11 protein-coding genes are annotated in these 13,586 nt (G+C 70.6%); 9 read left to right on the forward strand and 2 right to left on the reverse strand.

What is annotated here, in order from left to right; translation table 11 throughout:
- Positions 1-22 precede the first annotated feature (22 nt).
- The 6 genes from AB5L97_RS01650 to AB5L97_RS01675 all read left to right on the forward strand — a co-directional run bounded on the left by AB5L97_RS01650 (position 23) and on the right by AB5L97_RS01675 (position 8,299).
- Positions 23-1,414 carry an LCP family protein gene (locus AB5L97_RS01650; RefSeq protein WP_369046212.1) on the forward strand — a complete coding sequence of 464 codons (1,392 nt, stop codon included), beginning with the start codon at positions 23-25 and terminating at the stop codon, positions 1,412-1,414.
- Between the two features lie 70 nt (positions 1,415-1,484).
- Positions 1,485-2,744 carry a phosphatidylserine decarboxylase family protein gene (locus tag AB5L97_RS01655; RefSeq protein WP_369046213.1) on the forward strand — a complete coding sequence of 420 codons (1,260 nt, stop codon included), beginning with the start codon at positions 1,485-1,487 and terminating at the stop codon, positions 2,742-2,744.
- 243 nt (positions 2,745-2,987) lie between these two features.
- A complete protein-coding gene (locus AB5L97_RS01660; protein ID WP_369046214.1) occupies positions 2,988-4,736 on the forward strand; it encodes a urocanate hydratase in 1,749 nt (582 codons plus the stop codon).
- A gap of 23 nt (positions 4,737-4,759) precedes the next feature.
- Entirely contained in the window at positions 4,760-6,358 is a 1,599-nt protein-coding gene (gene hutH, locus AB5L97_RS01665; protein ID WP_369046215.1) for a histidine ammonia-lyase, read from the forward strand.
- Positions 6,359-6,612: 254 nt separating this feature from the next.
- A complete protein-coding gene (locus AB5L97_RS01670) occupies positions 6,613-6,798 on the forward strand; it encodes a hypothetical protein (RefSeq protein WP_307957060.1) in 186 nt (61 codons plus the stop codon).
- A gap of 202 nt (positions 6,799-7,000) precedes the next feature.
- Positions 7,001-8,299 carry a hypothetical protein gene (locus AB5L97_RS01675; RefSeq protein WP_369046216.1) on the forward strand — a complete coding sequence of 433 codons (1,299 nt, stop codon included), beginning with the start codon at positions 7,001-7,003 and terminating at the stop codon, positions 8,297-8,299.
- Positions 8,300-8,301: 2 nt separating this feature from the next.
- On the opposite strand, the gene hutG is transcribed toward AB5L97_RS01675, so the two are convergent.
- Positions 8,302-9,300, reverse strand: coding sequence for a formimidoylglutamase (gene hutG, locus AB5L97_RS01680; protein ID WP_369046217.1), 999 nt, complete (start codon positions 9,298-9,300; stop codon positions 8,302-8,304).
- 293 nt (positions 9,301-9,593) lie between these two features.
- On the opposite strand from hutG, the gene AB5L97_RS01685 reads away from it, so the two are divergent.
- From AB5L97_RS01685 to AB5L97_RS01695, 3 genes are read left to right on the forward strand one after another with little or no spacing between them, the layout of a single operon-like run.
- Entirely contained in the window at positions 9,594-11,720 is a 2,127-nt protein-coding gene (locus AB5L97_RS01685) for an elongation factor G-like protein EF-G2 (protein WP_369046218.1), read from the forward strand.
- 41 nt (positions 11,721-11,761) lie between these two features.
- Positions 11,762-12,085, forward strand: a complete 324-nt coding sequence (locus AB5L97_RS01690; protein ID WP_369046219.1) for a PadR family transcriptional regulator — start codon at positions 11,762-11,764, stop codon at positions 12,083-12,085.
- Positions 12,034-12,870 carry a hypothetical protein gene (locus tag AB5L97_RS01695; protein WP_369046220.1) on the forward strand — a complete coding sequence of 279 codons (837 nt, stop codon included), beginning with the start codon at positions 12,034-12,036 and terminating at the stop codon, positions 12,868-12,870. The genes AB5L97_RS01690 and AB5L97_RS01695 overlap by 52 nt, the downstream gene beginning before the upstream one ends.
- On the opposite strand, the gene AB5L97_RS01700 is transcribed toward AB5L97_RS01695, so the two are convergent.
- A complete protein-coding gene (locus AB5L97_RS01700; protein ID WP_369046221.1) occupies positions 12,848-13,414 on the reverse strand; it encodes an NADPH-dependent FMN reductase in 567 nt (188 codons plus the stop codon). The two genes, AB5L97_RS01695 and AB5L97_RS01700, sit on opposite strands and share 23 nt — an antisense overlap.
- Positions 13,415-13,586 lie beyond the last annotated feature (172 nt).

A 13,586-nucleotide genomic window follows, 5' to 3' on the forward strand; every position in this document is an offset into this window, starting at 1 on the left:
CGCCGCGCGGAAGGCAGCTCGCATGGGGGAGCAGGCACGCGGTACAGGCCGCCGATTCGCGCCGCGCCGGCGCAGGTGGCCGAAGGTCTTGGCCATCGTGGCGATCGTGGTCACGCTCGCGGCCGCCGGCAGCGCCGTCTACGTGGCGCAGCTGGCGGCGAGGTTCAACGGCAACGTGCGCCGCTCGGACGCGCTGTCCCGCGCGCTCACGGAGCAGTCCGCTAGCCCCTCTGCCTCCGCCGTGCCGAAGCTGTCCAAGGACACCAACGTCCTCATCATGGGTCTCGACTCGAGGCTCGACGAGAACGGCAACCCCCTCCCGCAGGACATCCAGGACGCGCTGCACGCAGGTGACGACAGCGTGGGCTTCTACAACGCGAACGTGCTAATGCTTGTGCATATCCCGGCCGATGGCTCCCAGTCCACCGCGGTCTCGATACCGCGCGACGACTACGTCCAGACCGCTGGCTTTCCCGGAGCTGGCTTCATGGCCAAGGTCAAGGAGGCCTACAGCTACGGCTTCGCGGCCGAGCAGTCCACGCTCCTCGCCCAGGGAAAGCCGAACGACGACGCGACGTATCAGTCGGCGCGCGACGCCGGCCGCGCCGCCGAGATCGCCACGGTCTCCCAATTCCTCGGCGGCGTGCAGATCGACCACTTCGTCGAGATCACGATGGTCGCGTTCTACCAGGTGGCCCTCGCCATCCAGCCGATCACGGTGTGCGTCAACCGGGCCACCCAGGACACGTTCTCCGGCGCGGACTTCCGTGCGGGAATGCAGCAGATCAACGCACAGCAGGCGATGTCGTTCGTCCGCCAGCGGCGGGACACCTCCGATCCCACCTACAACTTCACGGACCTCGACCGCTCGCGCCGCCAGCAGGCGTTCATCGCCTCGGTGCTGCACCAGCTCAAGCAGGCCGGGACGCTGACGGACCTGCCGAAGATGGAGGCGGTGCTCGACGCCGTGAGCAAGAACATGGCGATCGACCGCGGCCTCGATCTCCTCGAGTTCTCCCAGCAGGCCAGCTCGCTCAGGGGCGGCAACATCTCCTTCACGACCCTTCCGATCCTCGGCTTCGGGACCTCTCCCGAGGGGGCGTCCATCAACCTTGTCGACGTCGGCCAGATTCGCGCGACCGTGCGAGACCTCCTCGCACCGAAGCCCCCGCAGCCCACGACGCCGCCCCCCGCCATTCCGACCCCGGCCGCTTCGACACCGGCAGCGTCGGCATCGGCCTCGTCGGAGTCGGGGGGCGAGGCCTCGTCCGGCGGGACGGACAGCACAGGGGCGGCCGCGCCGTCGTCGTCCCTGTCGCCGGACGCCGCGAGCACGACGGCGAGCCCCGCCCCCACGACCTACGCGGACTGGCAGGGCCCCCTCCAGGGCGGCGGAATCCCCTGCGTGAAGTAGCGACGGCGTCCCGCCGCGGCACGCCGCGCGTGGGTGTGGTGCCGGTCATGAGGCGAGTAGTCTCGGGCCCATGACCCTTATCTCGTCATCTGACCGTGTCCGACGATGGGGTGGCTGGCTGCCCGAGCAGCAGGACGACCTCGAGGAATGGATCTCCGGCCACCGGGAACGGGTCGAGGCGCGGGGTGAGGATGTTCCCCTGCATCCAGTGATCGTGGAGTTCCAGGAACTGATTGCCAGCGATCCGGTGGTCCGTCTCTACATGACGGAGATGATCGAGCAGGTTCCGACGTCGAAGCCCTACCGCAAACGGCACCTCACGAGCGTTGACCAGATGCTCCGGCTGATCAACGAAGTCCTCACGACGGCACCGGAGTTCAGCGAAGGCGGCATGGTGACCACGCCGTTGACGGCGATCCTCGATTGGACCATGGGAACCGAAGCCGGGTTCGCGGCCCACCGCGATCCGCGCATCATCGCCATGTTCCGCAAGGTTCTGGACGCCTGGTGCGAGTTCTTGAGCAGCGAGGACTCGCTGTATGTGTTGAACACCTCGTCGTCGGGGTGGATGTCGGAGAAGGCGCGGCAGGTCGTCGGGATGGACGACTACCAGCACGATGCCCTCGCCGAGCACTGGGGCTTCACGTCGTGGAACGATTTCTTCGCCCGTCGGCTCACATCGACCGCCAGACCGGTCGCCGCGCCTGACGATGACAAGGTCATCGTCAGCGCCTGCGAGTCGACCCCGTACAAGATCAGCTCCGGCGTTCAACGCCAGAGCCGGTTCTGGGTCAAGGGCCAGCCCTATTCGCTCGAAGACCTGCTCGCGCGCGACGAGTCGGTGGACCAGTTTGTGGGCGGAACGGTGTACCAGGCGTTCCTGAGCGCATTGAACTACCACCGGTGGCACGCTCCCGTCGCCGGAACGATCGTGCGCGCGTACCTCAAGGACGGCACGTACTTCTCCGAGGCAGAGTCCGAGGGGGCCGACGCCGTGGAGGCGAGTCTCTCGCAGGCGTATCTGGCCCATGTCTCGGCCCGGGCGATCATCCTGATCCAAGCCGACGACCCCGTGATCGGCCTCATGGCGGTGATTCCCGTGGGCATGGTCGAGGTCTCGTCCTGCGTCATCGACGCGGAGATCGTCCCGGGCCACCACGTGGACAAGGGCGACGAGCTGGGATACTTCCAGTTCGGCGGCTCGACGGAGTGCCTCGTCTTCCGGCCCGATGTCATCGACCAGTTCGCTCTGGCTGCCCTTCCCCAACCGCAGGATCCCCAAGCGCCTCTCGTGCGAGTTCGGTCCAAGCTCGCGACCGCCAGGTCCTGAGGGCCGCTTCGCGTACCTGTTGTCGGGGCGGCTCTGACGGCATCGCACTGCCTTCGGCGACTCGTCGGGCCCAACCAGCCGGTCGCCCTCGTGCGCTGAATATGCCTCTGGCCTGCGTCCGGAATCCCGGACAGCTCCCCTCCGATTCCCCTGTTTCTCCGCCTCTCGACGCGGTGTCATAGATGCAGAGGGCCGAACGGCCCAACAGACACCACTCACATCGACGCTGACGCAGGAGTCACGATGAGCACCCAGCCAGAGCCCACGGTCCGTCCCACGCCGAAGGCGGACTTCACCACCGGCGCCCGCCCGGTCCGCGCCCCCCGCGGCACCGAGATCTCCGCCAAGTCCTGGCAGACCGAGGCGCCGCTGCGCATGCTCATGAACAACCTCGACCCCGAGGTTGCCGAGCGCCCAGACGACCTCGTGGTATACGGCGGCACCGGCCGCGCTGCGCGCTCATGGAAGGCCTTCGACGCGATCGTCGACACGCTCAGGGACATGGACGACGACGAGACCCTCCTCGTGCAGTCCGGCAAGCCAGTCGGCGTCTTCCGCACCAACAAGTGGGCGCCGCGTGTGCTCATCGCCAACTCGAACCTCGTGGGCGACTGGGCGAACTGGCCCGAGTTCCGCCGCCTCGAGGCCGAGGGCCTCACGATGTACGGCCAGATGACGGCCGGCTCGTGGATCTACATCGGTACGCAGGGCATCCTCCAGGGCACGTACGAGACGTTCGCCGCCGTGGGCCGCAAGCTTGCCGCCGAGAACCGCCACACCACCTCGGACGGGGAGGGCCCGCTTGCCGGCACCCTCACCCTCACCGGCGGCTGCGGCGGCATGGGCGGGGCCCAGCCGCTCGCCGTGACGCTGAACGACGGCGCGTGCCTCATCGTCGACGTCGACGAGACCCGCCTGCGCCGCCGCGTCGGCAAGCGCTACCTCGACGAGGTCGAGACGGACCTCGACACCGCCATCGCCAAGGTCGTCAAGGCCAAGGAGGAGCGCCGCGGCTGGTCCGTGGGCTACGTCGGCAACGCCGCCGAGGTCTTCCCCGAGCTGCTCCGCCGCCACAAGGCTGGCGAGCTGACGATCGACGTCGTCACTGACCAGACCTCCGCCCACGACCCGCTGTCCTACCTGCCGACCGAGTACACGGTCGAGCAGTGGCATGCCGAGGCCGAGGCCGATCCGGAGGGCTTCACCAAGAAGGCCCAGAACGCGATGGCCCGCCACGTGCAGGCCATGGTCGAGTTCCAGGACGCCGGCGCCGAGGTCTTCGACTACGGCAACTCGATCCGCGACGAGGCCCGCAAGGGCGGCTACGAGCGTGCCTTCGAGTTCCCGGGCTTCGTCCCGGCCTACATCCGCCCGCTGTTCTGCGAGGGCCTCGGCCCGTTCCGCTGGGTGGCCCTGTCCGGGGACCCGGAGGACATCAAGGTCACCGACGAGGCAATCAAGGAGCTCTTCCCCGAGAACAAGCACCTGCACAAGTGGCTCGACGCCGCTGAAGAGCGCGTCGAGTTCGAGGGCCTCCCGGCCCGTATCTGCTGGCTCGGCTACGGCGAGCGCCACAAGGCCGGCCTCCTCTTCAACAAGCTCGTCGCCGAGGGCAAGGTCAAGGCGCCGATCGTCATCGGCCGCGACCACCTCGACTCCGGCTCGGTCGCCTCGCCGTACCGCGAGACCGAGGCCATGAAGGACGGCTCGGACGCGATTGCCGACTGGCCACTCCTCAACGCCCTCACCGCCGCGTCCTCGGGCGCCACGTGGGTCTCGATCCACCACGGCGGCGGCGTCGGCATCGGCCGCTCGATCCACGCAGGCCAGGTCTCCGTGGCCGACGGCACCGAGCTCGCCGCCGCGAAGCTCACCGCCCTCCTCACCAACGACCCGGGCATGGGTGTGATCCGCCACGTCGACGCCGGCTACGAGCGGGCCGTCGAAGTCGCCGCCGAGCGCGGCGTCAAGATCCCCATGGCCGGCCGCTGAGACCGCCGAGAACAGGAACTGACATGACTCTCACCGTTACGGAAACCCTCCCGACCGAGGTCACCCTCTCCACGCATGGCCTCACTGCAGAGGACGTCGTCGCCGTCGCCCGCCACGGCGCCAAGGTGACGATCGCGCCCGAGGCGCTCGCCGAGGTGGCCCGTGTCCGCGCCCACGTCGAGGCGCTCGCCGCCTCCGAGATCCCGGCCTACGGCATCTCGACTGGCTTCGGGGCGCTCGCGAACCTGCACATCCCGCAGGACAAGCGCACGCAGCTGCAGAAGTCCCTCATCCGCTCGCACGCCGCCGGCATGGGTCCGGCCGTGGAGACTGAGGTGGCCCGCGCGCTCATGTTCCTGCGCGCCAAGACGCTCGCCTCGGGCCGCACGGGCGTCCGCCCGGTGGTCCTCGAGACGTTCGTCGCGTTCCTCAACACGGGCATCACGCCCGTGATCCGCGAGTTCGGCTCGCTCGGCTGTTCCGGCGATCTGGCCCCGCTCTCCCATGTGGCCCTCGTGCTCATGGGCGAGGGCGAGGCGTTCGGGCCCGACGGCGAGCGGTTCGGCGGCGCCGGCGAGCGTCCCGTCGCGGAGCTCCTTGCCGCGCACGGCATCGAGCCGATCGTCCTGGCAGAGAAGGAGGGCCTCGCCCTCGTCAACGGCACGGAGGGCATGCTCGGCATGCTGCTCATGGCCCTCGCGGACCTCCGCCAGCTCGTCAAGACCGCGGACGTCACGGCGGCCCTGAGCGTGGACGGTCTCATGGGCACCGACCAGGTGTTCCTGCCCGAGCTGCACGCCGCCCTGCGCCCGCACCCGGGCCAGGCAGACTCGGCGGCCAACATGCTCGCTGTGCTGCGCGACTCCGCGATTGTGGCCTCCCACAAGGAGGGCGACTCCCGCGTCCAGGATGCCTACTCGCTGCGCTGCGCTCCGCAGGTGGCCGGTGCCGTCCGCGACACGATCGCCCACGCCGAGACGGTTGCGCAGCGCGAGCTCGCCGCCGCGATCGACAACCCCGTGGTCCTTCCCGACGGCCGGGTCTCCTCCAACGGCAACTTCCACGGCGCCCCCGTGGCCTACGTGCTGGACTTCCTCGCGATCGCCGCGGCGGATCTTGCCTCGATGGCCGAGCGCCGCACCGACCGCATGCTGGATCCGGCCCGCTCGCACGGACTCCCGGCCTTCCTGGCCCACGATCCGGGTGTGGACTCGGGGCTCATGATCGCCCAGTACACGCAGGCCGGCCTCGTCTCGGACATGAAGCGCCTCGCGGTTCCCGCGTCGGTGGACTCGATCCCGAGCTCCGCGATGCAGGAAGACCACGTGTCCATGGGCTGGCACGCCGCGCGCAAGCTCCGCAAGGCTGTCGAGAACCTGCGCCGCGTCCTCGCGATCGAGCTCGTGACGGCTGCCCGAGCGATCGACATCCGCACTGCGGCGTCCGACGGCGCACTGGTCCCCGGACCTGGCGGTGCGGCGGCCATCGAGGTGCTCCGCCAGACGGTCGCCGGGCCGGGCACGGACCGCTTCATGTCCCCGGAGCTCGAGGCGGCCGATCGGGTCCTCGCGGGCGGCGAGTTTGTCGCTGCGGTGAGTGCCGCCGTCGGCGGTCTGCGCTGACGAATGGTGCTCGCGCGCGGGCTGCCCTGTCGGGTTGCACAGCGGTTCTCCTGAATCGTGGTCGAACCCTACAAGGCGGCGCGCCGCAGAAGCCGATAGAAAGGAGTGTCCTACCTCACGGGGGGACACTGAGGGCATCAGGCGATCTCCGCCGGCACCCATCACAACAACAGACAAAGGTCTACACAAAGGAGTGGAGAGCAATGAAGGCACGTGGAGCGGTAGTGTCCCGACGGGGCGCCTACCAGGCGCCAGTGGAAAACTGGGCCGAGCTCGCGGTGGGGGAAGTTGTTGAGGTCGTGAGGCACGCGCAGGTCGTGTCCCGCGGGACGGTCGAGGAGGTCTCGCTGAGCGGAAACGTCATGTGGATCCTCTCGGACGGCCCGCACGACCGCCAGCTGTGCCTCAAGTCGGACGGGGTGATTGTCCGCCGCGGCTGAGCCACAGCTCGCCGCGCGGTCTGCCTCCTTGGAGGCTCGCAACCGGGAAGGGGCCCGCACCAACAGGTGCGGGCCCCTTCGCCGTTGGTGTCCCGGCGGCGTGCGGGCTCCCGTCGACCCGTTGGTCCCCTCGTGCGGCATGTCGCCGACCGCATGCGCGGCCCCGGGCCCGGGCAGGGGTCCGCGGCCGTAGGCTGGCCACGTGCTGTACGTCGCGCTGGCCGCACTCCAGCTCGGGATCGAGGTGGACCTCGCCCCGGGCCCGGAGGACGCGCCGGCCGCTCGGCTCGTCGCGGCGTCCTTCGCGGCCTTCGCCGCGTGGGCATGGTCGACCTCGCGCGACGCGCGTCTGCCCCTTCCAAGCCGTCTGGGTCGGCTTGCCCTCGCGGGAGCGGCCTCGTCGGCGGCGCTGCTGGCCGCCTCCGTTGCAGCGTGGGCGGTCGGGGCCCCGGGATGGCTGCACGGAGGCCTGACGGACCTCGCGGTGCTCGCACTCGCGGGGTCGGGGGCAGCATCCCGCACGCGGCTCGACGCGGCGGCCGCAGGGGACCCCCAGTTTGCAGGGGCCACGGTCGCGGGAGCCATCGCGCACGCCTTCGCGGGCTGGCCGACGCAGGCCGCGGCCGGAGTCGTGCGCTGGCGGCAGGGGTTGCGCGACCGGCCGCAGTCCGGGCGGATGGTGCACTCGCCCGGCGTGCACGAAGGACGCACGTCAGGGCGCCGGGGGCTCCTGGTCGCCGTCTTCCTGGTGTTCCTCGCGGCGGTCCTCGCCAATGGCCTCCTCGGGTACCACGTCGGAGGCGTCGTGGTGAGCCGGTACGCCGCGGTCACGGGCCTGAGCCTTCTTCTGGCTTCGACGCCCGGCATCGTCCTGACGTGGCTCATCCTCGTCACCGTGAGCGGCAGGCCGAGGATCGCCGCGTCCCTCCAGATGGCGGGGGACTACTCGGGCCGTGGGCTCGTGTGCGGGTTCGTCGTCGGCATCACCGGATTCGCCCTCGACCACGTGGCCGACCGTACCTCGAGCCCCGCGCTCGAGGGGTTTCGCGCGGCCGAGATCGGGGACTGGCTCGCGCTGCTCCTCACCCTCTCCGCGGCCGGCACCATGATCGGGTTCGCGCTCTCACAGCTGCGCCTGCTGGACTTGGCGTGCCAGTCGTGGCGCTACCCCAAGATCGCCTGGCTCGCGGCGCCGCCGCTGATCTTCGTCGTGCAGGCAGTGCTCGGCGCCGACCTCCTCGACGCCCGCCGCATCTACCTCGCACTCGCGACGGGGCTGACCCGTGGCCTCGCCCCCGTTCCGCCGGGCGGGATCACCGAGGACCTCATCGTGCAGGACGCGCGGTACGCGTTCGCCGTCGACCAGACGAACATCACCGCGCTGATCCCGGATCCGGTGTGGCTCGCCGGGCTTTGGGGGGCCGCTGCTGCGGTGTTCCTGTGGGGTATGGAATGGCGGGGCTCGGCGCGGGCCAGTTCCGAGCGTGCCAGCCTGGGATAGGGCTACCCCAGGATCGTGTCGACGAGGCGCGCCGCGATGCGCGCCGTCCGGCCGTCGATGTCGACGGCGGGGTTCAGCTCAGCGAGGTCGGCGTGCAGCAGCTTCCCGCTCGCGGCGACCCGGCGCACGACGGCGATGATCACCTCGAGCGGCACGCCTACGGCGGCGGGGGCGGAGACGCCCGGTGCCACGGCAGCGGGGAGCAGGTCCAGATCGATCGTCAGGTACACCGCGTCGAGGTCGGCGAGGAAGTCCTCGACAAAGGTCTCGGCGGTCTCGCGGGTCGTGTACTCGTCGAGGAGGTACCGCACGCCGAGCTCGTCCGCCCGGTCGAAGAGGGCCCGCGTGTTGTTGGGCCGGGAGATCCCGAGCACCGCGTACTGCAGCGAGCGCCCCTCCGCGGCCTCGGCGCGGGCCATCTGCAGGAACGGCGTGCCGGACGTGCCTCGCTCCTCGTCGCGCAGGTCGAAGTGGGCATCCAGGTTCAGCACGCCGACGCGCACCCCGCCCGAGCGTTGGGACCCGGCCACGCCCAGGTAGCTCGCGAACGCCGTCTCGTGGCCGCCGCCCAGGCCCACGGTGAGCGCACCGCCGTCGAGTGCCGCGGCCAGGGCGGTCCCGAAGCGCTCCTGGCCTCCCTCGAGGTCCCCGGGGAACTCGTCCCCGCCGGTCACCACGGTGACGTCTCCGGCGTCGAACACGTCCCTGCCGAGGTGGAACGCGAGCGGGCCGAGGGCGGCGCGGATGGCGCCGGGCCCCTCGATCGCGCCGAGCCGGCCCTTGTTCCGCCGCACGCCTTCCTCCGAGCGGAAGCCGAGGAGTACGGCGGGCCTCGACCGCACGCCGTCGGACGCAGCGGCGTGCGCCGACGCGGCGAGCGCCTCGGGCGAGTACGGCCGCACGGCCTGCCACCAGCGGCGGTGCTCGGGGGCATCGCCGTCGTTGCGCCCGATCCAGGGCTCGCAGGGGATATCGACCGTCAGGGGAGACACTTCGCTCATCCCCCCAGCACACCAGCATGGGAGCCCGCCGCGCCAGAGGCCCCGGCGACCAATGTCCGGTACCCCGGACCCATCTGAGGCTCACCTTCTGACGGTTACCTTCTCACGGTCACCTTCTGGAGATCACGTCCCGAAGGTCACCTCCCGTGGGTCCACCCGCGGGGCGTGACTCTCCGGACGTGACTCTCAGGAGGTGACTCCGAGATTCCCGGGCGGCGCCCCCTCGCCTCGGCGCTGCCCGAGGGGCAGGATAGGGGGAACGAGACCGGCTGGGGAGAGACCAGGAGGAACTCATGTCGGGCAGAGGCACCAACGGTTCGGCGAAGGGCTCTGGCCCGGTTGCGGTGAACCGTTCTGAACTGATCCGGAACGTGGCGCTCGTGGGCCACTCGGGCGCGGGCAAGACCATCCTGCTCGAGGCAATCCTGGCCTCGACAGGAGCGATCGCCCGCATGGGCACTATCGCCGACGGCACCACGCTGAGCGACTCGGATCCGGCCGCCGTGCACCAGCAGCGCTCCGTGACCCTTTCCCTGGCCCCCGTGATGTCGGAGGACGTCAAGGTCAACCTGCTCGACACGCCGGGCTATGTGGACTTCGTCGGCGAGCTGCGCGCGGGGCTCCGCGCCGCGGACGCAGCGCTCTTCGTCGTCTCGGCGGCCGAGGACATCGATGCCGCGACCACCGCGCTGTGGGGCGAGTGCGAGCGCGTGGGGATGCCGCGCGCCGTCGTGATCAGCAAGCTGGACCACCCCCGCGCGGACTACGACGCCGCACTGGCCCGCTGCCAGGCGGCGTTCGGCGAGTCGGTGCTCCCGCTGTACGTCCCCGTGACGCACGACGGCGCGCTGACCGGTCTGCTGGGTCTGCTCACCCGCACGGTTTCGGACTATGGGGATCGCAGCGCGGCCCAGGCACCGCTGCAGCCAGAGATGCGGCCCGGGCGCCCCGAGGAACTTGCCGGCTGGGACGAGGCGCGCGGGGCACTCATTGAGGGCATCATCGCCGAGAGCGAGGATGAGACGCTCATGGACCGCTACCTCGGCGGCGAGGACATCGGCCTCGAGACGATCATCGGCGACCTCGAGAATGCCGTGGCCCGCGGGTCCTTCTTCCCGGTGGTGCCCACGTCCGCTCTCGAGGGGATTGGAACCGCCGAGGTGCTCGAGGTGCTCCGGCGCGGCTTCCCGTCCCCGGCGGAGCACGCGCTGCCGGCCGTGGCGGATCTGGACGGCAAGCCGGTCAAGGGGCTGCGGTGCGACCCGGACGGCCCTCTCGTGGGCGAGGTCGTGCGGACCACCGTGGATCCCTTCCTGGGGCGCGTGTGCCTCGTGCGGCTGTTTTCGGGGACGCTCCGCGAGGACACCTCCGTGCACGTGGCCGGCCATGGGCTCGAGGACCGTGGCCACCCGGACCATGATGCTGACGAGCGCCTCGGGCACCTCTACACGCCCTTCGGCGCGTCCCTCCAAGCGGCGCCGTTCGCCGTGGCCGGCGACCTGTGTGCCGTCGCCCGCCTGAGCGCGGAGACGGGCGATTCGGTCTCCGCCCGTGAGGCCCCCATGATCGTGGCGCCGTGGGACATGCCCGAGCCGCTCATGCCCGTGGCTATCGAGGCGGCCTCGCACGGCGACGAGGACGCACTCGCGAAGAGCCTCGCGAAGGTCGCCGCCGGTGACCCGACGCTGCGGGTGGAGCGCAACCCAGAGACGCACCAGCTCGTCCTGTGGTGCATGGGGGAGGCGCATGCGGACGTCGTGCTGGACCGGCTGCGCGAGCAGGGCGTGAAGCTGCAGACGGTCGACGTCGTCACCCCCCTGCGCGAGACGTTCGCCGCCCCCGCCGCCGGGCACGGGCGGCACGTCAAGCAGTCCGGCGGGCACGGCCAGTACGCGATCTGCGACATCGAGGTGGAGCCGCTCGCGCGCGGCGGCGGGTTCGAGTTCGTGGACCGGATTGTGGGCGGGGTGATCCCGCGGACCTATGTCGAGTCCGTAGAGAAGGGGGTACGCGCCCAGATGGCCCGGGGCGTAGCGGAAGGATTCCCCGTCGTGGACATCAAGGTCACGCTCGTGGGCGGCAAGACGCACAGCGTCGATTCCTCCGACGCGGCGTTCCAGGCCGCGGGGGCGCTTGCCCTGCGCGAGGCCGCCTCCGCGGCGCGGATCCAGCTGCTCGAGCCGGTCTCGACCGTGACGATCAGCGTCCCCGATGACTACGTGGGCGCCGTCATGAGCGACCTCTCCGCGCGGCGCGGGCGCCTCACCGGCACCGTGTCCGCGGGCGGGGAGTTCACCGACATCTCGGGCGAGGTGCCCGACGCCGAGCTCCTCCGGTACGCCGTCGAGCTACGTGGCCTCACGGCCGGGACGGGCACGTTCCGCCGCGAGTACCTTCGCCACGAGCCAGTGGCGCGCTGAACTATTGCGCCCCGGACCTCGGATGCCTAGATTGTCTAGGTATGGGACGCAGTGCAGTGAACGGACAGCTTGACCTCCTGCTTCTGGCCTCGCTCGGTGTGGGCGAAGCCCACGGCTACGCGCTCATCGCTCGCATCCACGAGCGAAGCGGCTCCGGGTTCGAGCTCCAGGAAGGCTCGGTGTACCCCGCGCTTCACAGACTCGAGGCGGAGGGGTGGGCCGCGAGCCGTTGGGGGGAAGACGACGCCGCGCGCCGCCGCGTCTATCGCCTCACCTCAACGGGGCGCGCCGAGCTCGAACGAAGGACCCAGGAATGGCGAGGATTCGCCTCGGCCATGGGCAGGGTGCTGGGGGCGGCACAGTGAGTGCGACGGGCGCGGGGCGCACCGAAGGCCAGAGCCCCATCGACGCCTACCTGGACGGGCTCTTCGCTGCCGCGCGCGATTCCGATCCGGGCGCGGCGCGCCGACTGCTCTCCGAGACGGAGACGCATCTGCGCGAATCGGCCGCACGCCTGCGCGCCCAAGGTCTCGTGCCCGAGGCTGCGGAGCTCGAGGCCGTGCGCCGGTTTGGGCCGCTCGGCACCGTCACGCCGTCTCTCCGGACGCCATGGCGTTCGGTGGGCCGGCTGCCCCTGCGTGCCTTCATGCGGCCAGCGGTGGGCCTCGCAGCGGTGGGTGCGATCGCCGTCGGCCTCAGCGGGCTGGTGTCCGAGCTGTTCGGCCGGCTGTGGGGCGCAGGGTTCGTCTCGGGCGACTTACCCGGCGTCGCGTACACAGCCGCGCGCTGCGCCGTCCTCCAGACCCCTTACCCGGGGCTTGACTGCGCTCAGGCGGCGGCCGCCCACCACTGGGGCGAGGTCGTCGAGTACCGCGTGGCTTTCGGGGTGCTCGGGCTTGTGCTCCTGGTCGTGTGGAGGTACCTGCCGCGGTGGGTACGGCTTCCAGCCGGGCTCGCGCCGCTGGTCGGCGCAGCGGCCTTCCTCCTCGCCGCGGGGGGAACCGGCGTCCAGGCGCTCAACGCGGCCGTCCAGGGTGGTCAGGGCGTTGGCGCGTGGCTGAGCGCCGTGGCGGTCGCGCTGCCCCTCGCGGCGGCCTTCGCCGTGGCCGCACTCCATCGGCGCCCGTTCAGCCCTGCGGCAGCACCCTGAGGACCCGTTCCACGAACAGCCCGAACTCCTCCATGAAATGCCGCAGGAACTGCTCGGTGCTCGCGTCGCTGACTTCGCCGTCGTCCGTGATGAGCCCCGGTGTGAACTGGATGTAGGCCTCCGGTGCGCTCATCTGGGGCGAATTGCAGAACGCGAGGATCCCGCGCAGGTTCTGCTGCGCCACCGCTGTGCCGATCTTGCCCGGGGACGCGCCGATGATCGCGGACGGCTTGCGGTTGAGCGAGTTGGTACCCCAGGGGCGGGACGCCCAGTCGATCGCGTTCTTGAGCGACCCCGGAATATCCCGGTTGAACTCGGGCGTGATGAACAGGACCGCGTCCACCCGTTCGATCGCCGCCTTGAGGGCGCGGCCCTCCGGCGGGTAGTCCGCGTCGAGGTCCCGGTTGTAGAGCGGGAGGTCCTTGATGGGGATCTCCTCGAAGTGCAGGGACTCGGGTGCGAGGCGGATCAGGGCCTTCGAGAGCGTGCGGTTGATCGACTTCGACGAGAGGCTGCCGATGAAGTAGCCGACGGTGTAGGTCATCGAGGATTCCTTCCATTGCCGGGGGACTGCGAGCGGTGCAGGGACGGCGTGTCCGTCAGCAGCGCCGTCGTCAGCGTAGGACTTCGGCCGTGCACCGGGAAGGTCCGCGTTCTTCGGAAGATCCTGTAGCCGTCTCCGCGCGCCGGGAGGACGGGCGTCGTCGCGGCCCACC

This window comes from Sinomonas sp. P10A9, assembly GCF_041022165.1.
GTDB lineage: Bacteria > Actinomycetota > Actinomycetes > Actinomycetales > Micrococcaceae > Sinomonas > Sinomonas puerhi.

Coding starts and splice junctions, on each gene's coding strand:
- AB5L97_RS01650 (WP_369046212.1), top strand. CDS start 23: ATGGGGGAGCAGGCACGCGGTACAGGCCGCCGATTCGCGCCGCGCCGG.
- AB5L97_RS01655 (WP_369046213.1), top strand. CDS start 1,485: ATGACCCTTATCTCGTCATCTGACCGTGTCCGACGATGGGGTGGCTGG.
- AB5L97_RS01660 (WP_369046214.1), top strand. CDS start 2,988: ATGAGCACCCAGCCAGAGCCCACGGTCCGTCCCACGCCGAAGGCGGAC.
- hutH (WP_369046215.1), top strand. CDS start 4,760: ATGACTCTCACCGTTACGGAAACCCTCCCGACCGAGGTCACCCTCTCC.
- hutG (WP_369046217.1), bottom strand. CDS start 9,300: ATGAGCGAAGTGTCTCCCCTGACGGTCGATATCCCCTGCGAGCCCTGG.
- AB5L97_RS01685 (WP_369046218.1), top strand. CDS start 9,594: ATGTCGGGCAGAGGCACCAACGGTTCGGCGAAGGGCTCTGGCCCGGTT.
- AB5L97_RS01690 (WP_369046219.1), top strand. CDS start 11,762: ATGGGACGCAGTGCAGTGAACGGACAGCTTGACCTCCTGCTTCTGGCC.
- AB5L97_RS01695 (WP_369046220.1), top strand. CDS start 12,034: ATGGCGAGGATTCGCCTCGGCCATGGGCAGGGTGCTGGGGGCGGCACA.
- AB5L97_RS01700 (WP_369046221.1), bottom strand. CDS start 13,414: ATGACCTACACCGTCGGCTACTTCATCGGCAGCCTCTCGTCGAAGTCG.